Below are 25,400 nucleotides of genomic sequence, written 5' to 3' on the forward strand. Positions count from 1 at the left end.
CGCGAAATGAGATGAACAGTACATCGCAACGCCGACGAAACATGGTTGTCGCGGAAGGACTCGGGAAACGCACGTTCCGCAACGACCACGCTGACCCCGCGTTTCGCCGGTGTTTCATCGGAAGAACCGATGTCGTTCATCGATCTTCGACACTTCTTCGCGGGCCACGGCCGGTTCTAGGCTCGCCTCGACTTCTGGTCGCCCACATGGGCGAATCCGGCTCCCGGTGCGCGAGAAGGGAAACTGCGATGACCCGGTCCCCACGACCCACGAGGTACCGCTGGCTCGCGGCGGTCGCCGTTGCGGCGACGACGCTGGTCACTGCGGCCTGCGGCGGCGGCTCCGGCGCCGAGGCCGGCGGTGAGCTCAAGGTCGGCATCGACCTGACGTACCCGCCGTACGACATGATGGAGAACGGCAAGCCCGCCGGGTTCGACGTCGAGTTCGTCGATGCCCTGGCCGCGAAGATGGACATGACTGCGTCCTATCAGGACGTGCGATTCGCCCAGCTGATCCAAGGCCTCAAGGGCAACCGTTACGACATGGTGGCCTCGACGCTCTACTTCTCCGCGGAACGCCTGCAGCAGGTGGACATGGTCCCGTACTTCCAGACCGGGTCGGCGATCATCGTCCCCGCCGGGGAGAACGGCATCACCTCGCCCGCCGACCTGTGCGGCAAGGCCGTCGGCGCGCTCACCGGCAGCGTGCACTACGACAAGGTCGCCGAGACCGTGCCCGCCGACTGCCAGAAGGCGGGCAAGCCACCGGTGCAGGCCAAGGAGTTCCCGACCGACCCCGAGGCGACCTCGGCCATGCGGGCGGGCCAGGTCCAGGCCACCGTCACCGACGCCGCCGTCGCCGCGGACGTGGTGAAGAGCTCGAACGGCGCGCTCAAGCTCGCCACCGACGAGCTGCTGTGGCCGGTCGCCGTCGGCCTCGCCGTGAACAAGGGCAACACCGAACTCGCGGGCCGGATCGAGCAGGCGATCGAGGCGATGAAGTCGGACGGCAGCTACGACCGGTTGCTGAAGAAGTACGGCATCGCCCCGGTCAACCCGCAGGTCCTCGAAGCGTCCAAGGCCGGCTGAGGCGCGATGACCTTCGACTGGGCATACACTCTCGGCCTGCTGTCCTTCGGCGACTTCTGGCGCGCCTGCCTGACGGTCGTCGTGCTGAGCGTCCTGTCCTGGGTGCTGGGCAACGTCGTCGGCATCGCGGCGGCGTTCATGAAGGAGTCGCGGATCGCCCCGGTGCGCTGGATCGCGGGCGCGTACGTGTGGTTCTTCCGCAGCCTGCCGTTGCTGGTGCTGCTGGTGTTCGTCTACAACCTGCCGCAGCTCTTCCCCGGCCTGCAGGGGCTGCTCGGCTCGGCGTTCGTGGTGGGCCTGATCTCCCTGGTGCTCAACGAGGGCGCCTACATGGCGGAGATCCACCGCGGCGGGCTGCTGTCGGTGCGCAAGGATCAGCGGGAGGCGGCGCAGGCGCTCGGCTTGCGCTACCTCACCGTGCAGCGGCTCGTCGTGCTGCCGCAGGCGTTCCGGGTGGCGTTGCCCGCGCTCGGCAACGAACTCACCACCATCATCAAGTTCACCTCGCTCGTCAGCACCATCTCGCTGACCGAGATTCTGCTGGTGGGTCAGCGGCTGTACACGGCGAACTTCAAGGTGCTGGAGACCCTGACGGCGGTCGCGTTCTACTACGTGCTGATCGTCACCGTGTTCGACCAGCTGCGGCGGATCGTCGAGCGCAGGCTGGACGTGTCGAAGCGCAAGACGGCGACCGTCACCCCGGTGGAACGCGCCCGCCGGGCGGTGCGCGTGCAGCGACCGCGCCGGGAGCACGCGGGGACACCGGTGGTGCAGGTGCGTGGTGTCGACAAGTCGTTCGGCGAGAACCGCGTGCTGGCCGACGTCGACCTCGAGGTGCACGAGGGCGAGGTCGTGGTGGTGATCGGCCCGTCGGGTTCGGGCAAGACGACGCTGCTGCGGACGCTCAACCATCTGGAGTCGGTGGACGCCGGCCGTGTCGAGATCAACGGCCGGCTGATGGGCTACAAGCTCGACGACGACGGCAAGCCGCGAGGCCTGCCGGATGCCGAGGTGTCCCGGCAGCGCCGGGAGGTGGGCATGGTGTTCCAGCGGTTCAACCTGTTCCCGCACAAGACCGCGCTGGAGAACGTCCTGCTCGCCCCGAACGCGCTGCGGTTGCCGGACGCGATCGACCGCGAGGGCGCACTGGATCTGCTGGCGCGCGTGGGGCTGCGCGAGCACGCGGAGAAGTACCCGCATCAGCTCTCCGGCGGCCAGCAGCAGCGGGTGGCGATCGCGCGTGCCATCGCGATGAACCCCAAGGTGCTGCTGTTCGACGAGCCGACGTCGGCGCTCGACCCGGAGCTGGTGGGCGAGGTGCTCGGCACGATCGCCGACCTCGCTGACGAGGGCCGCACGATGGTGGTGGTGACGCACGAGATGCGGCTCGCCCGCGACGTCGCCGACTGGGTGGTGTTCATGGAGGACGGCCGGATCGTCGCCCAGGGCCCGCCGGACGAGGTGCTCGGCGCGAACGCCACTCCCCGCGTCGCGCGGTTCCTGCAACAAGTCGACCACGAGACACCCCAGGAGGTGCAGTCGTGACCCCCGCGACCGGCACAGCACCACAGGCCCGGCGAGGGCCGAAAGGAGGAATGCGCCGATGAGCGAGCCCATCGGTCCGGTCAGCGGCACCGAACTTCCCCGCTACGCCGGCCCCGGTACGTTCGCGCGGCTACCGACGGTCGACGCGGTGTCCGCCTACGACATCGCGGTGCTCGGGGTGCCGTTCGACGGTGGTACGTCGTACCGCCCCGGGGCCCGGTTCGGCCCGATGGCCGTGCGGCAGGCGTCGCGGCACCTGCGGCCGACCTACCACGTCGAGCTGGATCTCGCGCCGTTCCGCACGGTGCAGGTCGTGGACGCCGGGGATGTGGCGGCGTCGCCGTACAGCATCCCGGACACACTCGGCGCGATCGAGCGGCACGCCGACGCGGTACTGGGCACGGATCAGCGGCTGGTGACGATCGGCGGTGACCACACGATCGCGTTGCCGTTGCTGCGTTCGGTGGTGCGCAGGCACGGCCCTGTCGCGCTGGTGCACTTCGACGCGCACCTCGACACATGGGACACCTACTTCGGGGAGGCGCACACGCACGGCACGCCGTTCCGCCGGGCGTTCGAGGAAGGACTGCTGCTGCCGGAGAAGTGCATGCACGTCGGCATTCGCGGCCCTGTCTACGACATGGGAGATCTGCGCGACGACGCGTCGTTCGGCTTCCAGACCATCCGGGCGAGCGAGCTGGACGTGATCGGCGTGGACGCCGCCGTGCAGCGCGTGCGCGACCGGGTCGGGGACGCGCCCGTGTACCTGTCCATCGACATCGACGTGCTGGATCCCGCCTTCGCGCCGGGCACCGGCACGCCGGAGGCGGGCGGCCTGCAGAGCCGGGAGCTGCTCTCGATGCTGCGCAGGCTCGCGGGCCTGAACCTGGTCGGTGCCGACGTCGTGGAGGTGGCGCCTGCCTACGACCACGCCGAGATCACCTCGCTGGCGGCCGCGACGGTCGTGTTCGATCTGGTGACCCTGCTCGCCCGCGGCCGCTGACCCACGGAGAACGCACCATGATGATCACGTTCTGCTTCGACAAGCTCGGCGTCGTCGTCGAGGACATCTACTTCGTCGACCCGGATCCGTATCCGGGGCAGGAGGGCCCGGAACGCGGCGTGCGGGTGGAGTTGCGCATGCTCGATCCGCAGCCACAGCTGGGCTCGGTGTACTCGTCGCGCAAGATCGTGCTGGACACGGCCATCTGGCGGGTCGACGTGCTCGAGTCGGTCGCGGCGGGGCCCGGCAGCCGGGATCGCGTGCACTACCACCCGGACACGGCCGACAACGAACCCGGGGACCGCGTGTTCGATCCGGCGTTGAGTGCCGATCCGGCGGGGTGGCTGGCGGAGCGGCTCGCCGAGCCGGAGAAGATCCTGGAGGGCAAGCTCGGCGACCTGGCGCCCTACGCCGGCGACATCGCGAGCCTGCGCACGGAGTCCGCCGACATCGTGGCGACGGTGTCCGGCCTGCTGGAGCGGGTGCGGGCGGGCGAGCTCGCGCAGGCGCCGGTCGGATGACGCCGTTCGGCGCGGAGGGAACCGCGGGCGGCGCGATGCCCGCCACCGCGGCGTCGCCGGTGACGCTGACCCAGTTGCGCTATTTCGTCGAGGCGGCGAGCAGGCTGAGCATGACGGAGGCCGCGGCCCGGTTGCACGTGGCGCAGTCGGCGGTCTCGTCGGCCGTCGCCGCGCTGGAGCGGCAGCTCGGCACGCAGCTGTTCATCCGCAAGCACTCGAAGGGCCTCCTGCTCACGCCCGCGGGCCGGGAGTTCCTGCGGGACGCGCGGTCGGTGCTCGACCATCTCGGCGAGGTGCTCACCTCCGCCCGCGGCGACGGCGACACGGTGCGCGGCACGGTGCGGCTGGCGATGATGGTGACGCTGATGCCGTTCGTCCTGCCCGCCTTGCTCACCGATCTGCGCGGCCGGTTCCCGGATCTCGACGTCATCGTCACCGAGACCGAGCCGAGCAGCGTCGGCGAGGCCCTGTGCGACGGGTCGGTGGATCTCGCGATCGGCTACGACCTGCTGCTCAACGAGGACCTGGACCACGAGGTGGTCGCCGAGGCGCCGCCGTACGTGCTGCTGCCACCGACCCACCGGCTCGCGCGGCAGCAGAAGGTCGGGTTGCGGGAGCTGGAGAACGAGCCGATGGTGCTGCTGGACCTGCCGGGCAGCCGGGACTACTTCATCCGGCTGCTGCGCGACCACGGCATCCAGCCGGACGTGCGGTACCGGACGACGAGCTACGAGGCGGTGCGCGCACTCGTCGCGCGCGGGCACGGGTTCTCGATCCTCAACCAGGTGGCGGCGAGTTCGCAGACCTACGACGGTGGACGGGCGGTCCCGCGGCCCGTGGCCGACGACGTGCCCGCCCTGCCGGTGGTGCTGTCCTGGCTGCGGGCCGCCCGGCTGACGGGCAGGATCCGCACGGTCGCCGATCGGGCGCGGGCCGTGGTGCCCGCGGCGATCCAGGCGATCGACACGATGTCGAGCGCGAAGGAGGAATGACATGGTGGAGGCGGCATACCAGGGCAAGGCGCTCGAGGTCGACCGCGAGTTCTACCAACGGCTCGCCGACGGCGGCCGGGAGCTGGTGGACAGCTTCGAGATCCCGATCCGGTCCGGGCGGGCCTGGGAGGTGCCGCAGGGCTACGTGTGCCGCCTGGTGACCGTCGAGGGCCCGCAGGTGGGCGACTTCAACGTGTGGAACCGGCACGATCCACGGGAGCGGCTGTGGGCCTCGCGCACCCGGCAGTTGCAGCGGGCGCACGTGTCGACGTTCGACCGGCTCTGGTCGACGCTGCCGTTCCTGCGTCCCCTGCTGACCATCACCGGGGACACGCTCGCCGGGTACGGGCGGGACTCCGACGGCGGGCGGGTGCACGACCTGCTCGGCACCCGGTGCGATCCGTACGTCAACCGGATGCTGAATGGCGAGGACTTCGACTACCACTGCCACTCGAACCTGGTGCGGGCCGTCCTGCCGTACGGGCTGACCGAGTTCGACGTGCACGACGTGCTCAACGTGTTCCAGTGCACCGGCCTCACCGACGACGACCGGTACTTCATGAAGACCTGCCCCGCCCGGCCGGGTGACTACTTCGAGTTCTTCGCCGAGCTGGACCTGTTGTGCGCGCTGTCGACCTGCCCGGGCGGCGACCTCTCGGTGCCGCTGTGGGGTCCCGACGCACGCGACCCCATCGACGTGTGCCACCCGATCGGGGTCGAGGTGTACCGGCCGGACCCCGCGCTGCTGGAAGGCTGGACACCGCCGGAGCGGGCGGCCTACGCCAACCTGCACGGCCTGCGCGCACCCCGCTGGGGCGAGGGATAGCCGCTGCCGCTGCCCTGTGTAGCCGGTTCCGCCCCCTGTTCGCGTGCGGGGAACACCCGTTCGCCGCCTAGGGCGTGTCCTGTAAATGATCTAGCTGCGGATGGGGTTTGATCTTGTCCGTGGTTGGTCGGGGTGAGTTGACGGATCGGGCCTGGGCGCGGATTGAGCCGCTGCTGCCGGCGGTGTCGGGGCCGGGGCGGCGGTGGCGGGATCACCGGCAGGTGATCAATGCGATTCTGTGGAAGCTTCGGACCGGCGCGCCCTGGCGTGATCTGCCCGAACGGTATGGGCCGTGGAAGACCGCCCATGAGCGGCTGCGGTTGTGGACCAAGGACGGTACCTGGCAGCGGATTCTGGACGAGGTGATCGTCAAAGACGACGCTGTCGGGGACGTGGAGTGGGTGATCAGTGTCGATTCCTCGGTGGTCCGGGCTCACCAGCATGCTGCGGGAGCCCGGAAAAAGGGGGCTGCACGCCCGCCATCGAGGCGATCGCGGTCGACGGCGAAGGACTCGGACGTTCCCGCGGCGGATTGAGCACCAAGATCCACCTCGTGGTCGAGGGACGCGGGCTGCCCATGCGGGTTGTGCTCACCCCGGGGCAGGCTGGTGACAATCCACAATTGGTGCCGCTGCTGGACGGGATCCGTGTCGCTCGCACCGGGCCTGGCCGCCCACGCCGCCGTCCCGAGGTGGTGATCGCGGACAAGGCCTATTCGCACCCCTCGACCCGCCACGCCCTGCGACAACGCCGGATCCGGTTCGTCAGCCCCGAACGCGACGACCAAATCGCCCGCCGCGCCGCGCACGGCTCACGGGGCGGACGCCCGCCCGCCTTCGACGCCGAGTTGTACAAGCAGCGCAACGTCGTCGAACGCTGCTTCAACCGGCTCAAACAGTTCCGCGACCTAGCCACCCGCTACGCCAAACGCGCCGCCTACTACCAGGCAGAACTCACCATCGCCGCCATCATCCTCTGGCTACGATGAATTGCAGGACACGACCTAGTCGCGCCCGCCGTCCGCCGACTAGGACGGTAAGCGGCACAACCGGAGAACGGGGGCACATGCGCGGGCGGCGGACGCGGGCGTTGACGATCATCGGCACGATCCTGGTGCTGCTGGCCACGGCTCAGCCCGCCACGGCCGCGCACCGGACGCCCGGGGGATCCGGGCACGCCTTCGAGCACTACGTGGCGCTGGGCGACTCCTACACCGCCGGCCCGCTGATCCCGATGCTCCGGCTGGAGTCACTGGGGTGCGCGCGGTCCACCGGCAACTACCCGACACTGCTGGCCCTGCGCCTGCGGGTGCGCTCGTTCACCGACGTCAGCTGCAGCGGTGCCGACACCACCCACCTGACGCGGCCACAGACCACGCTGGGCACGAACCCGCCCCAGCTCGACGCCCTGCGTCCGGGCACGGACCTGGTGACCCTGGGCATCGGCGGCAACGACGACAGCGTGTTCGGCCGGCTCGTCGGCACCTGCCCGGGGCTGCGGGAGTCCGATCCGGCCGGTGCTCCGTGCCGGGAGCACTTCACCGTCGATGGCGTCGACACGCTCAAGGCGGCCGTCACCACGACGGGCCGCAAGGTCGCCGCGGTGCTCGACGAGATCCACGCCCGCGCGCCCCGCGCGACCGTGCTCGTCGTCGGCTATCCGCGCATCGTCCCGCCCCACGGCACGTGCCCGGCGATCCTGCCCTTCGCCGACGGCGACTACGCCTGGCTCGACAGCATCGAGACCGCTCTCAACGACGCCATCGAGGCCGCCGTCGCCGAGGACGGCCGGTCATCCTTTGTGGACACCTACCCGGCCTCGCTCGGCCACGACGCCTGCGCGGGCAGGCACGCGTGGATCCAGGGCCAGCACACGAACCCGCTCGTCGCCGCGTCGTACCACCCACGGTTCGCCGGCATGCTCGGGGTGGCGAACGAGGTCGAGCGCGTGCTCAGCTCGCGGGCAGCGCTTCCAGCCGGGCGGTGATGCGCTCGATGTCGGCGGCGGCGGTGTCGCGCCGCGCACGGATCTTCTCGACCACCTCGGCCGGCGCCTTGTCGAGGAACGCCTGGTTGCCGAGCTTGCCCTCGGTCTGCTTGAGCTCCTTCTCGGCCACCGCGAGGTCCTTCTGCAGGCGCTTGCGCTCGGCGGCGACGTCGATGGTGCCCGACGTGTCGACCTCCACGGTCGCCGTCCCGCCGGTGAGCGCGACCTCCAGGCCCGCGGTCGCCGAGAAGCCGTCGCCCGGGTCGCTCAGCCGCGCGAGCGACCGGATCGCCTCCTCGTGCGCCGCCAGCTCCGCGAAACCCGGCCCGGCCAGCCGTGTGGCGACCCGCTGACCGGGCTTGAGGCCCTGGTCGGAGCGGAACCGGCGGATCTCCGTGACGAGCTTCTGCAGGTCGGCGATGCGGGTGTCGGCCTCCGGATCGGCTTCGGGCAACGTCACCGTGCCCGCGGGCCACGAGGCGACCACGAGCGACTCACCGCCGGTGAGCGTGGTCCACAGCCGCTCGGTGATGAACGGGATGAACGGGTGCAGCAGGCGCAGCACCACGTCGAGCGCGTGGCCGAGCACGGCCCGGGTGCCGTCGGCCCGGTCGCCGGAGAACTGGACCTTGGCCAGCTCCAGATACCAGTCGCACAGTTCGCCCCACGTGAAGTGGTACAGCAGGTTGGTGGCCTTGGCGAACTGGAAGTCCTCGAGCAGTTCGTCCACTTCGGACACCACCGCGCCGAGCCTGCCGAGGATCCAGCGGTCGGCCTCGGTGAGCTCCTCGGCGGGAGGCAGTTCCCGCGCGGTCGTGGCCCCGTTCATGATCGCGAAGCGCGTGGCGTTCCACAGCTTCGTGCAGAAGTTGCGCGACCCGGCGGCCCACTCCTCGGCCAGCGCCATGTCCGCGCCGGGGTTGGCGCCGCGCGCGAGCGTGAACCGGGTGGCATCGGCGCCGAAGCGGTCCATCCAGTCGAGCGGGTCGATGACGTTGCCCTTCGACTTGGACATCTTCTTGCCGTGCGCGTCGCGGATGAGCCCGTGCAGGTAGATGTGCTCGAACGGGACGGCTCCCGCGGGGCCGTTGTCCTTCATCCCGTACAGGCCGAACATCATCATCCGGGCGACCCAGAAGAAGAGGATGTCGTAGCCGGTCGAGAGCACGCTGGTCGGATAGAACTTCGCCAGGTCGGCCGTCGGCTCGGGCCAGCCCATGGTGGAGAACGGCCAGAGCCCCGAGGAGAACCACGTGTCGAGCACGTCGGCGTCCTGGCGCCAGCCCTCGCCCGAGGGTGGCTCCTCGTCCGGGCCGACGCAGACGACCTCGCCGTCCGGGCCGTACCAGACCGGGATGCGGTGGCCCCACCACAGCTGGCGCGAGATGGTCCAGTCGTGCATGTTGTCGACCCAGTCGAAGTAGCGCTTGGCCAGCTCCGGCGGGTGGATCTTCACGCGGCCGTCACGGACGGCGTCACCCGCGGCCTTCGCCAGCGGCTCGACCTTGACCCACCACTGCAGCGACAGCCGCGGCTCGACCACGGTGTCGCACCGGGAGCAGTGCCCGACCGCGTGCACGTACGGGCGCTTCTCCGCCACGATGCGACCCTGCTCGCGCAGCGCGGCGACGATGGCGGGACGGGCCTCGAAGCGGTCCATGCCCTGGAACGGTCCCGCGGCGGTGACGACACCGCGTTCGTCCATGATGGACGGCATGGGCAGCTCGTGCCGCCTGCCGATCTCGAAGTCGTTGGGGTCGTGCGCGGGCGTCACCTTCACCGCGCCGGTGCCGAACTCCGGGTCGACGTGCGAGTCGGCCACGATCGGGATGCGCCTGCCGGTGAGCGGCAGCTCGACCTCCTTGCCGACGAGGTGCGCGTAGCGCTCGTCGTCCGGGTGCACCGCCACCGCGGTGTCGCCGAGCATCGTCTCCGCGCGCGTGGTGGCCACGACGATCGACGCGTCCCCCTCGCCGTAACGGATCGACACGAGCTCGCCGTCGTCGTCGGAGTGGTCGACCTCGATGTCCGAGAGCGCGGTCATGCAGCGCGGGCACCAGTTGATGATGCGCTCGGCCTGGTAGATGAGGCCGTCGTCGTAGAGGCGCTTGAACATCGTCTGGACGGCGCGCGAGAGGCCCTCGTCCATCGTGAAGCGTTCCCGCGACCAGTCGACCCCGTCACCGAGGCGCTTCATCTGGCCGAGGATCTTGCCACCGTACTCGGACTTCCATTCCCAGACGCGCTCGACGAAGCGCTCCCGGCCCAGGTCGTGCCGCGACAGGCCCTCCCCCGCGAGCTCGCGCTCCACGACGTTCTGGGTCGCGATGCCGGCGTGGTCCATGCCGGGCAGCCACAGCACCTCGTAGCCCTGCATCCGGCGACGGCGGCTCATCGCGTCCATGAGCGTGTGGTTCAGCGCGTGGCCCATGTGCAGGCTGCCGGTGACGTTCGGCGGCGGCAGCACGATGGTGAACGGCGGCTTGTCCGACGACGCGTCGGCCGTGAAGTAGCCGGCCTCTACCCAGCGCTGGTACAGGGCGGCCTCTTCGTCGGCCGGGTTCCAGGCGTTGGGCAGGTCCGTCTGCTGCTGGGGCGCGTTCTCCGTCACAACCGGTAAGTCTACGAACCTCGGCGCGGCGGCTTCCCCGGGGCGGGAGGTGATGCGCACCTCCGTGGAATGCACAGTTCGAACTGCACAGCCTAGACTGTGCATATGGCCAGAGTACCGACACAGGTCGCCAGCCTCGCCGGAGCGCTGCGGGGTGCGGTCGGCCAGCTGCACCGGCGACTGCGAAGGATCGACAACGCGGGTGTGCTGACGCCGAGCCAGTCGGCGGTGCTCGGCAGGCTGCACCGCGAGGGTCCGTCGACCCAGAGCCGGCTCGCCGCCGCCGAGCACGTCCGGCAGCAGTCCATGGCCGCCACGCTGGCCGCCCTCGACGAGCTCGGCTACCTGGAACGCACCCGTGACCCCGAGGACGGGCGCCGCACGGTCGTGTCCCTGTCCGAGCTCGGGCGCAAGACCGTGCGCGGGATCCACCAGCACCGCGAGGAATGGCTCGCGACCGCGCTGGCCGAGCTCACGGCCGGCGAGCGCGACACGCTGGCCGCGGCGATCCCGCTCCTGCAGCGTTTGGCCCAGTACCCCGCCGGCACCGACGAAAGGAGCTCGTGACGGCTCGCACCGACACCACCATCGACGCCAGGCTGGTCATTCCCCTCGTGGCCGGCGCACTGCTCAACCCCATCAACTCCACCATGATCGCGGTGGCGCTCGTCCCCATCGGGCGCACCTTCGACGCCGGGCCCGCACAGACCGCGTGGCTCATCACCGGCCTCTACCTCGCCACCGCCGTCGGCCAGCCCGTCGCGGGGGTCCTCGTCGATCGCTGGGGCCCGCGCCGCGTGCTGCTCGCCGGAGCGCTCGCCGTCGCCCTCGCCGGCGTCGCGGGCACGCTCGCCCTGTCCCTCGGCTGGCTCGTCGGCGTCCGGGTGCTGCTCGGCCTGGGCACGTGTGCGGGGTTCCCCGCCGCCATGGCCGTACTGCGCAGGCACGCCGACCGCACCGGCGGCGACGTCCCCGCCGGAGTGCTCTCCCTGCTGGCGATCGCGGCGCAGACCACGATGGTGATCGGCCCGACGCTCGGCGGCACGCTCATCGGCTTCTTCGGCTGGCCCGCGATCTTCGCCGTGAACATCCCGCTGGCCGTGGGCTCCATGCTGTGCGCCTGGCTGTGGGTGCCGCGCGACGAGCGCCCGGCGGGACCGCGGCAGCGGCTCGACCTGCGTGGAGTGTTCGGCAACGCGGCCATCCTGCGCACCTATCTGCGGCAGGGGCTGGCCTTCCTCGCCATCTACGCGATCATGTTCGGCTTCGTGCAGTGGCTGCAGGCCGACCGCGGCATGAGCGAGACCGCCGCCGGGCTGCTCATGCTGCCGATGTCCCTGGTCGCGGCCATCGCCGCCGGGCTGTCCGGCCGGGCCGACGGCATCCGCGCCCGCCTGGTGCTCTCCGTCGCGGCCCTGCTCGTCGGGTCGGCACTGCTGCTGTGGGTCGGCACCGGCACGTGGCTCGGGGTACTCGTGTTCTCGTCGGCGGCGTTCGGGCTGGCGCAGGGCCTGACCAGCGTGACCAACCAGACGGCGCTCTACCGCCAGGCCTCCGCCGAGACCATGGGCACCGCCAGCGGGTTCTTCCGCACCGCCCAGTACGTCGGCGCGATGGCCGCCTCCGCGCTGATCGCGATCTGCTTCGGTGACCACCCGACCTCCGCCGGGTTGCACACGCTCGCCGTCACCCTCGCCGGCATCGCGGTGGTCCTGCTGGCGGTGACGCTGGTGGACCGAAGGCTGGCCGCCGGACCGCTCACGGCCGCCAACCGCGAGCGGGAACCGGCCGGCAGCTGAGGGTCAGGCCGAACCGGCGGCGATGATCGTCGGCACGAACACGGCGGTCATCACCGCCGCGGTGACCTCCTCGACGGCCTTGTGCGTGGCCTCACTCGCCCAATTGCCCTCGGCGATCTCCTTCGCCCGGCGCTCGGCGGCCTTCGGGTCGTCGGTCTCCACGGCACGCTTGACGACCCCCATGCCGGCGAGCAGGGCGATCAACGCCGCCGCCCGCCCGCTCGGCTGCTCACCGTCGACGAGCACCCGCGCGAGCTCCGCCCGGGTCTGCTCCTCGTGCCGGGAGTCCGCGGCGGGCCAGCGCGTCACCGGGAACAGCTTGAGAACCTTGCCCTGCTCCCGGCGCAGGATGCCGCGGTCGGCGAGCCCCGTGAGCAGCCGCTCGGACAGCCGGTTGCCCGCCAGCGGGCCGATGACGTCCTTGGGTTTGCGGCCCTGCATGGTCGCCAGTTTCGCGAGGGCGTCGTCCAGCGCCGGGAGGCCGGTCGGCGTGGGATCCCGCAGCACCAGGCGCCCGGGCCTGCCGGCGTCGGCCTCGGTGGTGATGTCGACCCGGCCGAGCTGCGTCAGCTCGATCAGCAACGCGCCGGCCAGCGAGTACTCCAGGTTGTGCACCCCGGAGATCGGCGTGCCCGCGTCGTCGTCGAACACCAGGAGCAGCAGGTCCTCCGCGATCAGCATGCGCCCGACCCTAGCGGTGGCCCGCGGCGGGCGCAGGTGGGCGGCACACACGCCCGCAGCCGCGGCCCGGAAGCCGCCGTGCTCAGCGCGAGAACGCCCGGATCAGCTCCGGAACCTCGCGGAGGTGCACGCCCAGGATCTCGACACTGCGGTCGCGGTCGTGCTCGTCGATCGCGGCGACGAGCTCCCGATGCTCCCGCTCGATCACGGGCAGCCGCTCCGGGCTGGAGTGCAGGTTCTTGACGGCGAGCCGGATCTGCCGCGGACGCAGCGACTCGTAGATGTCCGCCATGACCGCGTTGCCCGCGTGCCGGACCAGACCGGCATGGAAACGTTGGTCGAGCTGGGCGATCGAGTTCCAGTCCTCGTCCCGGCGGGCGGCTTCCATGGCCGCTACCAGCTCGTGCGACTCGGCCGGTGCCCCGAGCCTGCGGGCACAGATCTTGGTCAGCGCGTCCGCCTCGATGACGTAGCGGGCCTGGTAGATCTCCCGCATCTCGGTGACCGTGACGACCCGTACCTGCGCTCCCTTGCGGGGAACCAGTTCGACGAATCGTTCGGCGCGCAGCCGGTGCAGGGCTTCCCGGATGGGCGTGCGGGACGTCCCCACCTCCCGGGCGAGGCCCACCTCGTCGAGGAACTCCCCTTCGGAGTACGTGCCCGACAGGATCGCGTTCGCGATCCAGTCGTAGGCGCGGTCACGCGCGGACGGCGTCGGCGGACTCAGGGCGTCGGGGGTGGACTTCGATGGCACTCGGAAAGCATACCTTTACACCTCTCGTACACAGCGTGTATACACCTCGTACACCGCATCGAGTTTGCGGCTCAGCGACCGACGAAGGGAATCGCGTGAGCGAGTGGAATGAGAAGCGCCACGGTGTGTGGTTGTCCGAACCATCGGCCGCCGCCGTCGAGATGGCACAGCTGGCGGGCTACGGCACCGTCGTCCTCGACATCGAGCACGGCGTGTTCGACCTCGCGGCCCTGGACTGGCTGATCCCGTTCATCCGGGCCAAGGGCATGGACGTCATCGCGAAGGTCCTCGGCCCCGAGCGGACCCCGATCCAGCAGGCCCTGGACCTCGGCGCGAACGCCGTCGCCATCCCGCACATCGAATCCCCCGAGCACGCTGAGCGCGTGTGCGGGTATGCCAAGTTCCCGCCGCTGGGCGACCGCTCGTTCGCCGGTGGCCGCACCACGGGCTACCGCGGCTTCACCGACGAGTGGGTCACCCGCCAGGACCGGGGCACCCGGTGCTACCCGATGATCGAGGACGCGTCCGCCTTCGAAACCGTCGACAAGATCCTCCAGCTTCCCGTCGTCGACGGCGTGTTCGTGGGCCCGTCGGACCTCTCGCTGCGCCGCGAACGCGGTGCCTACAGCGTCGAGGCCGACGACCTCGCGGACATCCGGCACGTGGCCCGCGCCGCACGGGCAGCGGGCAAGCCGTGGATCCTGCCCGCCTGGAGCGAACCCGAGCAGCGGCTGGCCGTCGAGGAACAGGCCGAGACGATCGTCGTGACGATGCAGTACGGCGCGTTGCTGTCGGGGCTGACCGACAGGCTGAACACCGTGCGGGAGATCGAGCAGCAGTGGAGGACGGCATGACCCTGACAGTGGCAGTTGGACAGTTCGCGCCGACCGAGGACAAGGAAGCCAACCTGGCCGCACTCGAGGGGATGCTGCGCACCGCCTCGGATCGGGGCGCACGGCTCGTCGTGCTGCCCGAGTACTCGGTGTTCACCGCGCCGACGATGGACGACCGGTTCGTCGACAGCGCCGAGCCGCTCGACGGTGCGGCCGTGTCCCGGCTGTGCCTGCTCTCGAAGGAGCTGGGCGTGACGGCGATCGTCGGAGTCAACGAGACGGCCGCCGGAGGGCGCATCCACAACACGCTCGTCGGCATCCAGGACGGCACGGTGCGGGCCGTGTACCGCAAGGTCCACCTGTACGACGCGTTCGGCTACCGGGAGTCCGACCGGGTTCTCGCCGCCGCTCCGTCCGCACCGCAGCTGCTGGAGGTCGACGGATACCGGGTCGGCATGCAGACGTGCTACGACCTGCGTTTCCCGGAGACCTCGCGAACATTGGTCGACGCGGGTGCCGAGGTCATCGCCCTGCCGGCCGAGTGGGTGCCGGGCCCACTCAAGGAGCAGCACTGGAACACCCTGATCCGAGCCAGGGCGATCGAGAACACGGTGTACGTCCTGGCAGCGGACCAGTCCGGGCCCACCGGTTCCGGCAACAGCGCTGTCATCGATCCCATGGGAATCACGCTTGCGGGCCTCGGCGAAGCACCCGGGGTCGCCACAGCCACGATCGAGCGCGCACGGCTCGACCACGTGCGGCAGGTCAACCCGGCGCTCTCGCTGCGCCGCTACCGCGTGACACCGACCGAAAAGTGAGCACAGCGTGCACCGGACCACCAACCCGACGAAAGGACGGCGGCAGTTCGGCAGACTGCTCGCCGCGGCCGCGACCGTGATGGTCGGTGCCACCGGGCTCACCGCCTGTGGCACGGGGGACGACGACAACTACGTCCTGCATTACACGACCTACTCCAACGCCACGTCCGACCAGTCCAGGACCGTCCAGCGCTGGGCCGAGGAGGTGGAGAAACTCACCGACGGCGGCGTCACCGTCCGCTTCCACTACTCCGAGAGCCTCGTCGACGCCGAGGAGGCCGTCCGGGCGGCTCAGGACGGTCGCGCGGACCTCGCGCAGGTGGGCTCCATCTACGCGGCCTCGGATCTGTCGATGTTCACCGTCATCGAGTTGCCGTTCGAGACCCAGAATCCCGAAGCCCAGATGAGGGCGATCACGCGCCTGTACGGGGAGAACCGCACCTACCGGGAGGACTTCGACCGCCAGGGAGTCCGCTTCCTGTTTCCCATTCCGCTCGGCAACGCCGTGCTCGGGCTCAACCGGCCGGCGAACGACGTCACGGACCTCCGCGGCCGCAGCATCCGCGCGGGAGGGCTGACCTCCGACGTTCTGCTCGCGGCCGGCGCCAACCCGGTCGCGATGACCGCCACCGACATCTACGAATCGATGCAACGGGGGGTCGTCGACGGCTACACGTCGCTGGCGCTGGCCAACCTCTCGACCTTCGCTCTGTCCACGACGACGCCACAGCTGGTCGATCCCGGTATCGGCGTGTACTCCTCGTCGGTCGTCGTGGTGAACGAGGAGCTCTACGAGTCGATGCCGCAGAAGTACCAGGAGGCGTTGCAGACCGCGTCCCGGAACGCCATCGACAACGGGCTGGACGAGATGGATGCCGCCGCCAGGACCGCCTGCGAGGAACTGACCGGCTCCGGCACCGAGTTCGGTTCCCTGCCCCAGGACGACGTCGCGACGTGGAAGGCCGACGCCGACATCGCCGACAGCTGGGTGGCCAGGTACGAGCAGCGGGGCTACGACGCGCAGTCGGTGCTGGACGACTACCGGCGCATCGTGGCCGAGGAGGAGCGCAGGTCGGACTACTCCGATCCGCTCATCAGCTGCATGAAAGGACACCAGGGATGAGCACCGTCCGCCTCGCCCGGGTAGCGCGGGCCAGTGCTGTGGCATTCAGCGCCACAGCGGGACTTTTCCTCCTCGCCATGGTCCTGCTCACCGTCGCCGATGTCGGCAGCCGGACGCTGAGGGACCAGTCGATCCTCGGCACCGTCGACATCTCGACGCTGCTGATGGTGGCGATCGCCTTTCTCGGGCTGGCCTCGGCCGAGGTCGACGGCCGGCATGTCGCCGTCGGCATGCTCGCCGATCGGCTCTCGCCACGCCGCCGGATGGCTCTCTCGGCCGTGCGGCTGCTGCTGCTGGCCGGCATCGGCCTGCTGCTGACCTGGGGCCTCGCCGACGTCCTCGTCAGCGCCATCGACCGGGCCGAGACCACGAACGACATTCTCCGGCTCCCGACCTGGCCGGCGAAGCTCGTCCTGCTGGTGTCCTTTGTCCTGTTCTTCGTCACCACCATCGCCAAGGAATGCCGCGAGATCCTCGGCCTACGGGCTGATCGGAGCGACGACGGCACCACCGAACCCGCGGGCGTCGCGGAAAAGCCCTCCGCGCCACCGAGAGAGAGGGTCCGATGACCACCGGGACACTCATCACCGTCCTCGCCGTTCTCGCACTGTTCCTCGTCCTGCTGGCGATCAGACTCCACGTCGGACTGTCGCTCATGATCGCGGGACTGGTGGGCGTCGTCCTGCTTCGCGGCACGGACGCGGCCGTCAGCACGGTCTCCAATCAGCCCTTCTCCGCCGCGGCCGACTACTCGCTGACGATCATTCCCCTGTTCATCCTCATGGGTGTCCTGGCCGTCCAGGCACGCCTGGCGCAGGCCGGCTTCGATCTCGCCTCCCGGGTGCTCCGCAAGGTCCCGGGTGGCACGGCGCTCGCCTCGCTGACCGGCTCCGGGCTCTTCGCGGCCGTGACCGGATCCAGCGTCGCGACGGTGGCCACCATGGCGCGCGTATCGACGGACGCGATCGTCAAGGCAGGACACGGGATCAAGCTCGCCGCCGGTGTCGTGTGCTCCGGCGGAACCCTGGGCGTGCTCATCCCGCCGTCGATCGTGCTGGTGTTGTACGGCATCGTGACCGACGAGAGCATCGGGCATCTGTTGCTGGCCGGCATCGGGCCGGGTGTGCTGACCATTCTACCCTACGCGGCCACCATCACCGTCGTGGTGACGCTCCAGCGCAAGCGCCGGCCCGCGCTCAGCACCGCGGGCGCCACGGTGGGTCACGCGACGAATCCCGGCAGCACCGGCACCGGCGTGGCGACCACAGTCGACGACCACCCCTCGACCGCGGACAAGGTGCTCACACCCGCCCCGAAGCTCGACCTCACGGGCTTCGCGTTCCTGGTCGTGATCTTCCTGGTGTCCATCGGAACGATCTACCTCGGTGTGGCCACGCCGACCGAGGCAGCGTCCTTCGGAGCATTGGCGGCCCTGCTCATCCTGCTCATCCGCACGCGACCGCCTCGGTGGGCGAGCGCCATCAAGGACTCGCTCGGGGAAGCCGTCGGCCTGACCGCCATGACCTTCCTGCTCATGGCCGGTGCTGGGGTCTTCACCTACTTCCTGGCGCTGTCCGGCGCGAGCACGGCACTGGTCGACGCCGTCATCGGCATCGACCTGCCACCGCATCTGATCCTGATCCTGTGCCTGGCGCTGCTGCTCCCGCTCGGCATGTTCCTCGATGGGATCTCGATGATCCTCGTCGCGGCTCCGCTGCTGCACCCGATCCTCGTCGAGTACGGCTTCGACGGCATCTGGCTCGGGGTCGTGATCGTGAAGGTCGCCGAGATGGCGCTCATCACCCCGCCGGTCGGGATGAACGCGTTCGTCTACTCCGGATCGGTTCCCGAGGCCGGGCTCAACCGCATCTTCCGGGGAATCGTGCCGTTCATCATCGCCGACCTCGTCGTGGTGGCCCTGCTGCTGGTGTTCCCCGAGATCGTCACGTTCCTGCCGGATCTTTCCAGCGCGCAGTAGCGGCTGCACCCCTTCCCCGTCACCGCAGAAGAAAGGACACCGTTCATGTTCGTGGTCAACGACATGCCCGACCGGATCGACGATCGCATCGTCGCCGAGCTCCAGGACGTGTGCGTCTCCACCCTCGGGCACATGCGCGATCACGGGTTCGCGCTCGGCCTCGTACCCAACAAACGCCCCGTCAAGTTCGTCGGCACCGCCGTCACCGTGCGTATCCCGCACCTGGACTCCACCGCGGTGCACCTGGCCGTGGACATGCTGCGCCCGGGGGACGTGCTCGTGGTCGACCAGTCCGGGGACGTGCAGCGTTCCTGCTTCGGCGGTCTGGTCTCCTTCACAGCCAAGTCGCGGGGTGCCGCCGGAGCGGTGCTGGACGGATCGATCAACGACTACGACGAGACGCTCGCGTACGACTTCCCGGTGTTCTCCCGCGGGTTCAGCCCGCTGACCACCCGCATCGGCGGGCTGGAAGGGGCGATCAACGTCCCGGTCACGGTCGGCGGTGCCACCGTCCACCCGGGCGATGTGGTCTTCGCCGACTCCGACGGGGTCGCCTTTCTCAAGCCTGCCGACGCGGTCGGCCTGGGCGCACGCCTGAGGGAGAAGGAGGACGCCGAGGGACCGGCCCGTGAGTCCATCACCGTCGGCGGCAGCATCGCCGAGTTCTCCGGGGCTGCCAAGTACCGGCCGTAGCCCGCTCTCCTGATGCACCGAGCGACCGGTGAGGCCCGTGGGATTCCGCGGGCCTCACCGGTTCGTCGTTCGACAGTGCGTGCCGTCGCGGGATCCGCCGAAACCCGGTCGCTCGCCCCGCCCTACCCCGCCGCTGTCCAGAACACCGCCTTGCCGACCTGCGCGTACAGGCCCTTGGGGTGGTCGCGGAAGAGGGGTTCGGTGCCGAAGAGCACGGTCCTCGCGCCCTGGCCCGCGACCCCGGACACCACGGCGGCCTCCCCCGCCGCCTCGGCGGGCCCGTTGCCGTCGTCACCGGGCAGCCAGTGCCCGGACACGAGCGGGTCGGGCTCGGCGTACCGCTGCTCGGCCACGACACCCTCGCCGAGGCCGGTGAACCACAGCGGCGAGTAGACGAACGCGTGCGCGGGCGCGCCCGCACCGATGGGTCCGGCCGCGTTCGTGACCGAGACGACGCCGTTGGCGTCCCCTCGCCCAGCCACCGCGGTCACCGGCAGCAGGCCCGCGTCGGCGTTGAACGCGGCACCCGTGGCGCCTCTGGTCACCACGCCGCCGTCGGCGAGGAACTCCGCGAGCCGCTGCGTGGCCCCGGCGGTGAGCCGGCCGTGGACGAGCCCGGAGGAGACGACCAACGTGTCCACCTCGCCGAGGTCGAAGCCGGCGTTGAGGGCCTCGGTGGATACCGGCCGGACGTCGAACCCGAGCTGCCGCAGCACGGCCAGCTCGTCGGCGGCCACGGCGGCCGCGATCACCGGCGCCCGCAGCGGCGTACCGCGCTCGCCCCCGCGGGCACGCGTGAACCGGACGCCGAACCGCTCCGCCGCCTCGGCGGCGTCCCGGCGTGCCGACGCGGGCACCACGACCGTGCCGTCCTCGCGCAGGACCAGCTCGATTCCCTTGCGCAGCAGGAAGTTCGCGGCCTGGATGTCGGCGCCGTCCACCAGGTCGAGCGCCAGCTCCGACGCCCGTGGCGCGGCGACCTCGCCGGTCGGTGCGGCCACCGTCACCGGCGTGGTGCGGACCGTGGGGGCCTGCGTCCGCGAGACGTCCACCGTGGCGCCCCACAGCAGGCCGTGGCTCCAGCCGGAGATGTCGTACATGCGCCGCACATCCGCCGAGATGTCCAGGCCTTCCGCGAGCATCACGTTGGCCAGCCCGCGCTTGGGCTGGTGCAGATCGACGACGTAGGAGCCCTTCGGGTAGTTGGTCCCCGCCAGCCGGAACGCGTGCTGGGCCCGCGTGACCCGGACGTCGTGCGCCACCAGGTGATCGACGAGCCGCGCGGCCGCCCGCTCGGAGCGCTGCCCGGAGCCCACCGGGATCACGTAGGCCCGCGGGAACTCCACCGAGTAGCGGTCCTCCTCTCCGAAACCGGGCACGTAGCCGTCCGGGATCTCCCGTTGCGGTTCGCCCGCCCAGCCGCGCCGGAACAGCTCGATCTGGTCGGCGATCAGCTCGGAGCGGTGGCTGTCGGTGTACTCGATCGCCGCGGAGATCGTGGCGGCGGCGACATCGGTGTTGATGCCCGCCCGGCGGCGCAGCTCGTCGACGGGCAGCCGGTCGTACTCGGCGCGGTTGACCCGCAGCGGCACCTCCACCGTGTGCCCGACCGCACCGTGGTAGATCGAGTACATCGGGGTGAAGATCGGCGGCCAGTCGTCCCACTCGCCCGGCGGGAAGTCGCGGAACGGGATGTCCGCGCGCGCCGTCTCCGGGTGGCCGAGCTCGGCGATCGCCTTCTCCATGCCGAGCGCGTTGTCGTAGGCGTGCTTGAGGTAGAGGTCGTACTCGTAGTTCTGGCCGTGTGGTGGCGTGCCCGGTTCGATGAGGGTGGTGCCGGTGTAGCCGTGCTCGTCGAGCATCACGAGCGGCTGGGTACGGATGAGGACGTCCCGCACGGCGCGTGACTCCGGCTGGGTCGAGGTGATGTGGTCCCGGTTGACGTCGAAGCCGGCGGCGTTGGCGCGGGTGCCGGCCACCCGGCCATCCGGGTTGTTGGTGACGGTCACGTAGATCCGGGTGCGCTCGAGCATCGCGACCTCGGCGGGATCGTCCGTGGTGGCGAGCCGCTCGATCACGCGGAGCGCGCCGTCGGTGCCCTCCCACTCGTCGCCGTGGATGTTCGCGTTGATCCACACCGGGGCCTTGTACTCGCGGGCGAGGCGGGGATCCCGCGCCGCGGCCACCGGGTCGTTCTCGATGAGCTCGCGCCAGCGGTCCTGCCTGCGCGCCTCGGTGGCGGACTCGGGCGCGGTGACGGTCACCAGGTAGAGGTCGCGGCCCTGCGTGCTGTGGCCGACCACCTCGGCGGAGACCCGGTCGGTGCGTGCCTGCAGCTCGTTGAGCGCCGGGGCGATGTCGTGGTACGGGGTCAGCCCGAGCTTGATGGCCTTGTCGGCGCGGTTCTCCGGGAACACCCGCAGGGTCGTCCACCGCGGATAGCCCGCCTGATCGCCGTCCGGGCGGTTCTCCCCAGCCGCGGCCAGGAGCGTGCGCGGCGCGGCCGCACTCGCCGCCACCGTGCTGCGCTCGGCACCGTTGCCCGGTTCCCGGTGCGTCGACGGGTCCTGCGCCCGGGCCGGAACGGTGAGGGCAGGCAGCAGGAGTGCCAGCGCGAGAACGGTCAGTACACGTCGAACAGCGGGCGGCGCGACCACGAATCCTCCAGTCCCCGGACAACCGGGGACACAGTCTTTCGCCTCGCTAACGACAGCACAAGATCGCGTCTGTAACGGAGCCGTGAAACCCCTCAACCGCCGAAGAGCTGCACGAGCTTGCGCAACAGCTCCGCCACGCCGTAGGCGAACGGCAGGCCCACCCAGAGCCAGGCCACCGTAAGCAGACCTTTCCTGCGCGGCCGTTCGCGATCGTTGCCTGCCGTGGTCACCGCGCCTCCTTCGTCTGCTCGATCGATTCGGTGGGTTCGTGGAAGCGGGGATGCACCGGCCGCACGAGTTCGTTGGCGATGAAGCCGACGATCAGCAGGCCCATCATGATGAACAGCGACGCGGTGTAGAGCGAGGGTCCATGCCGGCCCGCCGCCTCCTGACTGTCGGCGACCGCGTTGACGATGAGCGGCCCGAGCACGCCCGCCGTCGACCATGCCGTCAGCAGCCGGCCGTGGATGGCGCCGACCTCATAGGTGCCGAACAGGTCCTTCAGATACGCCGGGATCGTCGCGAAGCCCCCGCCGTAGAAGGAAAGGATCACCATCGCGCACAGCACGAACAGCAACTTCGACGTGTTGGTGGTCAGCGCGATCACCAGGTACAGCAGCGCACCCACGCCGAGATAGAGCCGGTAGATGTTGCGCCGGCCGACGAGGTCCGATGTGGACGACCACACGAACCGGCCCAGCATGTTGGTCAGCGACAGCAGCGCCACGAAACCCGCGGCCGCCGCCGCGCTCACCGGCGCCGCCGTGTCCCCGAAGAATTCCGTGATCATCGGCGAGGCCTTCTCCAGGATGCCGATGCCCGCGGTCACGTTGAGACAGAGGACCACCCACAGCAGCCAGAACTGCGGCGTCCGGATGGCGTTGCGCGCGGAGACGTTGGCCGTGGTGACCATCGCGCCGCCGCCGTTCTCGCGTGCCTGCGCTCCCGGCGGGCGCCACCCCTCGGCGGGCACCCGGATCAGCAGCACGCCCATCGCCATGAAGACGAAGTAGACGATGCCGTGCACGAGGAACGTCGTCGCGATGCCGCCGGTGCTGGTGCCGAACCACTCCAGCATCTGGCTCGACCACGGCGAGGCGATCAGCGCTCCCCCGCCGAAGCCCATGATCGCGATGCCGGTCGCCATGCCCGGCCGGTCCGGGAACCACTTGATGAGCGTCGACACCGGGGAGATGTAGCCGATCCCGAGCCCGACGCCGCCGACCACGCCGTAGCCCAGCACCACGAGCCAGTACTGCGACAGTGCCACACCCAGCGCGGAGACCAGAAACCCCGACGAGAAGCAGACCATAGAGACGAACATCGCCCAGCGGGGTCCGTTACGCTCGACCAGCGTGCCGCCGAACGCGGCGGACAGGCCGAGCATGACGATGCCGAGCTGGAACGGCAACGCGCTCTGCGTGCCCGACAGGCCGAGGGTCTCCTCCAACGGCGGCTTGAACACGCTCCACGCGTAGACCTGGCCGATGGCGAGGTGTACGGACAGCGCCGCCGGGGGAACCAGCCAACGGCTCCAACCGGAGGATGCGATGCTGTGTGTGCGGTCGAGAAAACCGAGTGCCACGCTGGACCTCCGTACACTGGATACCGTCGAACGTCTGCATCGCTCGCGGGAGAACCTATTACACGACCGCCGCCCGCGCAGCGAGGCGTTGTCCAACCGCAGGTGGGAGTGATCTCCGATGGGCCGAGTCACCGTGCGCAGGCCGGTACGCATGCTGACGCCGGAGGGCAAGCGCCGCAGGCCCGACTCGCTCGCCGCCGAGGAGCCCCTCGAGCTGCGTGTCTCCGGAAAGTCGCTGGCCGTGACGATGCGCACCCCGGGCCACGACGTCGAGCTCGCCCACGGCTTCCTGCTCTCGGAAGGCGTCATCGGCTCGCGTGAGGACATCGCCACCGCCCGCTACTGCGACAGTGTCGACGACACCGGCCGCAACACCTACAACGTGCTCGACCTCGCCCTCGCCGACGGCGTCCCCGAACCGGACACCGGTGTGGAGAGGAACTTCTACACCACGTCGTCGTGCGGCGTCTGCGGCAAGGCCGCACTCGACGCCGTCAAGCTGCGGACCCGCTACGACCCGTCCGGCTCGCCGTTCACGGTCGGCACCGCGACGCTGGCGGGGCTGCCCGACACGCTGCGCGAGCGGCAGAAGGTGTTCGCCGCGACCGGCGGCCTGCACGCCGCCGCGCTCTTCACCTCCGACGGCAGGCTGCTCGCCGTGCGCGAGGACGTCGGCAGGCACAACGCCGTCGACAAGGTCCTCGGGTGGGCGGTGCTGGAGAACCGGGTCCCGCTGCTGGACTACGGGCTGCTGGTGTCCGGCCGCGCCTCGTTCGAGCTGGTGCAGAAGGCGGCCATGGCCGGCGTGCCGATGCTGGCCGCGGTCTCCGCACCGTCGTCGCTCGCGGTGGAACTGGCCGAGGAGAACGGCATGACGCTCGTCGGTTTCCTGCGCGGGCAGAGCATGAACCTTTACACGGGCGACAAACGGATTGTGGAAACCTGACCGGGTGCGGAGTGGAAGACGTCGGCCTGCGGTCCCATCCTCGACGAGAAGCGGGCCGAGCAGGCGCACCGTCCTCCTCACCGGAGCCGTCTCGGCGCTCGGCGCCACGGCAGGCGTGACCGCCACGGTCCTCGCCGCACCCGGCTCGGACTCCCCGTCGCCGTACCAGCGGCTGCTCCTGCCCGCGGTCGCCCCGCCCGCCGCCACCGGCGTCACCCGCACCGAACGGGTCTACTCCCGGGCACGCGGCCGGAAGGTCGACCTCGTGTTCACGCTCCCCACGCGCACGCCGCCGCGGGGAATGCCGATGTCGCTGCTGCTGCACGGCCGGTTCGGCACGGCCCACAGCGCCGCCCCGCGCGGCCTGCTCGACGGCCTCACGCAGCAGGTCGGCGCGGGCAGTGTCCCGCCCTTCGGGTTCGTGGCGGTCGACGGCGGCCCGAGCAGCTACTGGCAGGCGGACCGCACCGGCGACGACCCGATGGCCATGCTCCTCGACGAGGTCCCGCGCTGGCTCCGGGAACGCGGGCTCGCCGGCAGCGACGGCACGCCGTTCGCCGTCGCGGGCACGTCGATGGGCGGCTTCGGGGCGCTGCTGTACGCGCGGCGCCGGCGGGAACGCCGCAAGCCCGTGGAGGCGATCGGCACCATTGCGCCCGCCCTGATGACCTCGTGGACCCGCATGCGCAAGCGCGGGGCGTTCACCAGCGAGGCCGAGTGGGCCGAGCTGGATCCGCTGCACAATCTCGACGCCACCCGCGGCATTCCGACCGCCGTGTGGTGCGGCACGTCGGACCCGTTCATCGTGGGTGTCCGGCAGTTCGTCGCGCGGGCCCGCCCCGCGCTGGTGCGCATCTCCGAGGGCGGCCACACGAGCGACTTCTTCAGCAGCACGGTGCCGGAGCTGGTGCGGTTCCTCGGCTCCCACGTGCCCAACGCGGGTCCGGACTAGGCCACCACA

The 25,400-nt window shown here is 70.4% G+C and carries 24 protein-coding genes and 1 pseudogene; 19 read left to right on the top strand and 6 right to left on the bottom strand.

Translation table 11 applies throughout. The features are described from left to right. The first annotated feature begins 248 nt into the window (after positions 1–248). From ACFSZT_RS22990 to ACFSZT_RS23030, 9 genes and pseudogenes are all read left to right on the top strand, one after another. Positions 249–1,088 (top strand): ABC transporter substrate-binding protein, encoded by an 840-nt coding sequence (locus ACFSZT_RS22990; protein ID WP_377386823.1) that lies wholly within the window; start codon positions 249–251, stop codon positions 1,086–1,088. Between the two features lie 6 nt (positions 1,089–1,094). Continuing rightward, positions 1,095–1,745 (top strand): annotated as a pseudogene (locus ACFSZT_RS22995) (amino acid ABC transporter permease); the annotation flags it as partial. Positions 1,746–1,817: 72 nt separating this feature from the next. Then, the gene (locus ACFSZT_RS23000; RefSeq protein WP_377386893.1) at positions 1,818–2,633 is read left to right on the top strand and encodes an amino acid ABC transporter ATP-binding protein; all 816 of its coding nucleotides are present in this window, start codon (positions 1,818–1,820) and stop codon (positions 2,631–2,633) included. 58 nt (positions 2,634–2,691) lie between these two features. After that, complete coding sequence (gene speB, locus ACFSZT_RS23005) at positions 2,692–3,636, top strand: agmatinase (protein ID WP_377386825.1); 945 nt, start codon at positions 2,692–2,694, stop codon at positions 3,634–3,636. Between the two features lie 17 nt (positions 3,637–3,653). Continuing rightward, positions 3,654–4,157, top strand: coding sequence for a hypothetical protein (locus tag ACFSZT_RS23010; protein WP_377386828.1), 504 nt, complete (start codon positions 3,654–3,656; stop codon positions 4,155–4,157). Beyond that, entirely contained in the window at positions 4,154–5,149 is a 996-nt protein-coding gene (locus ACFSZT_RS23015) for a LysR family transcriptional regulator (RefSeq protein ID WP_377386830.1), read from the top strand. Before ACFSZT_RS23010 ends, ACFSZT_RS23015 begins: the two co-directional genes overlap by 4 nt. A gap of 1 nt (position 5,150) precedes the next feature. Next, positions 5,151–5,975 (top strand): DUF1989 domain-containing protein, encoded by an 825-nt coding sequence (locus ACFSZT_RS23020; protein ID WP_377386833.1) that lies wholly within the window; start codon positions 5,151–5,153, stop codon positions 5,973–5,975. Between the two features lie 119 nt (positions 5,976–6,094). Next, positions 6,095–6,963, top strand: a protein-coding gene (locus ACFSZT_RS23025) for an IS5 family transposase (protein WP_377478175.1) whose coding sequence is annotated in 2 segments (ribosomal slippage) — positions 6,095–6,460 and positions 6,463–6,963 — 867 coding nt in all. Because the reading frame shifts where the segments join, the coding sequence is not laid out codon by codon here. Between the two features lie 77 nt (positions 6,964–7,040). Continuing rightward, positions 7,041–7,961 carry an SGNH/GDSL hydrolase family protein gene (locus ACFSZT_RS23030; protein WP_377384173.1) on the top strand — a complete coding sequence of 307 codons (921 nt, stop codon included), beginning with the start codon at positions 7,041–7,043 and terminating at the stop codon, positions 7,959–7,961. Here the strand turns inward: ACFSZT_RS23030 and ACFSZT_RS23035 are convergent. Next, positions 7,927–10,572, bottom strand: coding sequence for a valine--tRNA ligase (locus ACFSZT_RS23035; RefSeq protein WP_377384170.1), 2,646 nt, complete (start codon positions 10,570–10,572; stop codon positions 7,927–7,929). The genes ACFSZT_RS23030 and ACFSZT_RS23035 overlap by 35 nt on opposite strands. Before the next feature lie 105 nt (positions 10,573–10,677). On the opposite strand from ACFSZT_RS23035, the gene ACFSZT_RS23040 reads away from it, so the two are divergent. Both ACFSZT_RS23040 and ACFSZT_RS23045 read left to right on the top strand, forming a co-directional pair. Next, positions 10,678–11,139: a MarR family winged helix-turn-helix transcriptional regulator gene (locus ACFSZT_RS23040; protein ID WP_377384167.1), complete on the top strand. Its 462-nt coding sequence runs from the start codon at positions 10,678–10,680 to the stop codon at positions 11,137–11,139. Continuing rightward, complete coding sequence (locus ACFSZT_RS23045) at positions 11,136–12,371, top strand: MFS transporter (RefSeq protein WP_377384164.1); 1,236 nt, start codon at positions 11,136–11,138, stop codon at positions 12,369–12,371. Before ACFSZT_RS23040 ends, ACFSZT_RS23045 begins: the two co-directional genes overlap by 4 nt. Positions 12,372–12,374: 3 nt before the next feature. Here the strand turns inward: ACFSZT_RS23045 and ACFSZT_RS23050 are convergent, their stop codons facing one another. Then, positions 12,375–13,052, bottom strand: a complete 678-nt coding sequence (locus ACFSZT_RS23050; protein WP_377384162.1) for a GOLPH3/VPS74 family protein — start codon at positions 13,050–13,052, stop codon at positions 12,375–12,377. Positions 13,053–13,134: 82 nt separating this feature from the next. Continuing rightward, the gene (locus ACFSZT_RS23055) at positions 13,135–13,806 is read right to left on the bottom strand and encodes a GntR family transcriptional regulator (protein ID WP_377384159.1); all 672 of its coding nucleotides are present in this window, start codon (positions 13,804–13,806) and stop codon (positions 13,135–13,137) included. Positions 13,807–13,901: 95 nt separating this feature from the next. On the opposite strand from ACFSZT_RS23055, the gene ACFSZT_RS23060 reads away from it, so the two are divergent. From ACFSZT_RS23060 to ACFSZT_RS23085, 6 genes are read left to right on the top strand one after another with little or no spacing between them, the layout of a single operon-like run. Beyond that, positions 13,902–14,660: an HpcH/HpaI aldolase family protein gene (locus ACFSZT_RS23060; RefSeq protein ID WP_377384156.1), complete on the top strand. Its 759-nt coding sequence runs from the start codon at positions 13,902–13,904 to the stop codon at positions 14,658–14,660. Further along, positions 14,657–15,457, top strand: coding sequence for a carbon-nitrogen hydrolase family protein (locus ACFSZT_RS23065; protein WP_377384154.1), 801 nt, complete (start codon positions 14,657–14,659; stop codon positions 15,455–15,457). Before ACFSZT_RS23060 ends, ACFSZT_RS23065 begins: the two co-directional genes overlap by 4 nt. 7 nt (positions 15,458–15,464) lie before the next feature. Beyond that, positions 15,465–16,580: a TRAP transporter substrate-binding protein DctP gene (dctP, locus tag ACFSZT_RS23070; RefSeq protein ID WP_377384151.1), complete on the top strand. Its 1,116-nt coding sequence runs from the start codon at positions 15,465–15,467 to the stop codon at positions 16,578–16,580. Further along, positions 16,577–17,149, top strand: a complete 573-nt coding sequence (locus tag ACFSZT_RS23075) for a TRAP transporter small permease subunit (protein ID WP_377384149.1) — start codon at positions 16,577–16,579, stop codon at positions 17,147–17,149. The genes dctP and ACFSZT_RS23075 overlap by 4 nt, the downstream gene beginning before the upstream one ends. Further along, positions 17,146–18,558 (top strand): TRAP transporter large permease, encoded by a 1,413-nt coding sequence (locus tag ACFSZT_RS23080; RefSeq protein WP_377384147.1) that lies wholly within the window; start codon positions 17,146–17,148, stop codon positions 18,556–18,558. The genes ACFSZT_RS23075 and ACFSZT_RS23080 overlap by 4 nt, the downstream gene beginning before the upstream one ends. Before the next feature lie 45 nt (positions 18,559–18,603). Next, positions 18,604–19,251: an RraA family protein gene (locus tag ACFSZT_RS23085; RefSeq protein WP_377384145.1), complete on the top strand. Its 648-nt coding sequence runs from the start codon at positions 18,604–18,606 to the stop codon at positions 19,249–19,251. A gap of 122 nt (positions 19,252–19,373) precedes the next feature. On the opposite strand, the gene ACFSZT_RS23090 is transcribed toward ACFSZT_RS23085, so the two are convergent. From ACFSZT_RS23090 to ACFSZT_RS23100, 3 genes are all read right to left on the bottom strand, one after another. Beyond that, the gene (locus ACFSZT_RS23090) at positions 19,374–21,908 is read right to left on the bottom strand and encodes a M14 family zinc carboxypeptidase (RefSeq protein ID WP_377384142.1); all 2,535 of its coding nucleotides are present in this window, start codon (positions 21,906–21,908) and stop codon (positions 19,374–19,376) included. A gap of 92 nt (positions 21,909–22,000) precedes the next feature. Next, complete coding sequence (locus ACFSZT_RS23095) at positions 22,001–22,138, bottom strand: MFS transporter small subunit (RefSeq protein WP_377384139.1); 138 nt, start codon at positions 22,136–22,138, stop codon at positions 22,001–22,003. Further along, positions 22,135–23,493: an L-lactate MFS transporter gene (locus ACFSZT_RS23100; protein ID WP_377384137.1), complete on the bottom strand. Its 1,359-nt coding sequence runs from the start codon at positions 23,491–23,493 to the stop codon at positions 22,135–22,137. Before ACFSZT_RS23100 ends, ACFSZT_RS23095 begins: the two co-directional genes overlap by 4 nt. Before the next feature lie 118 nt (positions 23,494–23,611). On the opposite strand from ACFSZT_RS23100, the gene fdhD reads away from it, so the two are divergent. Then, entirely contained in the window at positions 23,612–24,439 is an 828-nt protein-coding gene (gene fdhD / locus ACFSZT_RS23105; RefSeq protein ID WP_377384134.1) for a formate dehydrogenase accessory sulfurtransferase FdhD, read from the top strand. 115 nt (positions 24,440–24,554) lie between these two features. Next, entirely contained in the window at positions 24,555–25,391 is an 837-nt protein-coding gene (locus tag ACFSZT_RS23110; protein ID WP_377384131.1) for an alpha/beta hydrolase, read from the top strand. Positions 25,392–25,400: the final 9 nt, after the last annotated feature.

It is taken from the genome of Prauserella oleivorans (genome assembly GCF_042685745.1).
Classification (GTDB): domain Bacteria; phylum Actinomycetota; class Actinomycetes; order Mycobacteriales; family Pseudonocardiaceae; genus Prauserella_A; species Prauserella_A oleivorans.

What these genes read in the sequence shown, in the direction of transcription:
- speB (WP_377386825.1), top strand. Translation starts at nt 2,692, where the DNA reads ATGAGCGAGCCCATCGGTCCGGTCAGCGGCACCGAACTTCCCCGCTAC.
- ACFSZT_RS22990 (WP_377386823.1), top strand. Translation starts at nt 249, where the DNA reads ATGACCCGGTCCCCACGACCCACGAGGTACCGCTGGCTCGCGGCGGTC.
- ACFSZT_RS23080 (WP_377384147.1), top strand. Translation starts at nt 17,146, where the DNA reads ATGACCACCGGGACACTCATCACCGTCCTCGCCGTTCTCGCACTGTTC.
- ACFSZT_RS23050 (WP_377384162.1), bottom strand. Translation starts at nt 13,052, where the DNA reads ATGCTGATCGCGGAGGACCTGCTGCTCCTGGTGTTCGACGACGACGCG.
- ACFSZT_RS23010 (WP_377386828.1), top strand. Translation starts at nt 3,654, where the DNA reads ATGATGATCACGTTCTGCTTCGACAAGCTCGGCGTCGTCGTCGAGGAC.
- ACFSZT_RS23015 (WP_377386830.1), top strand. Translation starts at nt 4,154, where the DNA reads ATGACGCCGTTCGGCGCGGAGGGAACCGCGGGCGGCGCGATGCCCGCC.
- ACFSZT_RS23085 (WP_377384145.1), top strand. Translation starts at nt 18,604, where the DNA reads ATGTTCGTGGTCAACGACATGCCCGACCGGATCGACGATCGCATCGTC.
- ACFSZT_RS23075 (WP_377384149.1), top strand. Translation starts at nt 16,577, where the DNA reads ATGAGCACCGTCCGCCTCGCCCGGGTAGCGCGGGCCAGTGCTGTGGCA.
- ACFSZT_RS23040 (WP_377384167.1), top strand. Translation starts at nt 10,678, where the DNA reads ATGGCCAGAGTACCGACACAGGTCGCCAGCCTCGCCGGAGCGCTGCGG.
- fdhD (WP_377384134.1), top strand. Translation starts at nt 23,612, where the DNA reads ATGGGCCGAGTCACCGTGCGCAGGCCGGTACGCATGCTGACGCCGGAG.
- ACFSZT_RS23020 (WP_377386833.1), top strand. Translation starts at nt 5,151, where the DNA reads ATGGTGGAGGCGGCATACCAGGGCAAGGCGCTCGAGGTCGACCGCGAG.
- ACFSZT_RS23065 (WP_377384154.1), top strand. Translation starts at nt 14,657, where the DNA reads ATGACCCTGACAGTGGCAGTTGGACAGTTCGCGCCGACCGAGGACAAG.
- ACFSZT_RS23030 (WP_377384173.1), top strand. Translation starts at nt 7,041, where the DNA reads ATGCGCGGGCGGCGGACGCGGGCGTTGACGATCATCGGCACGATCCTG.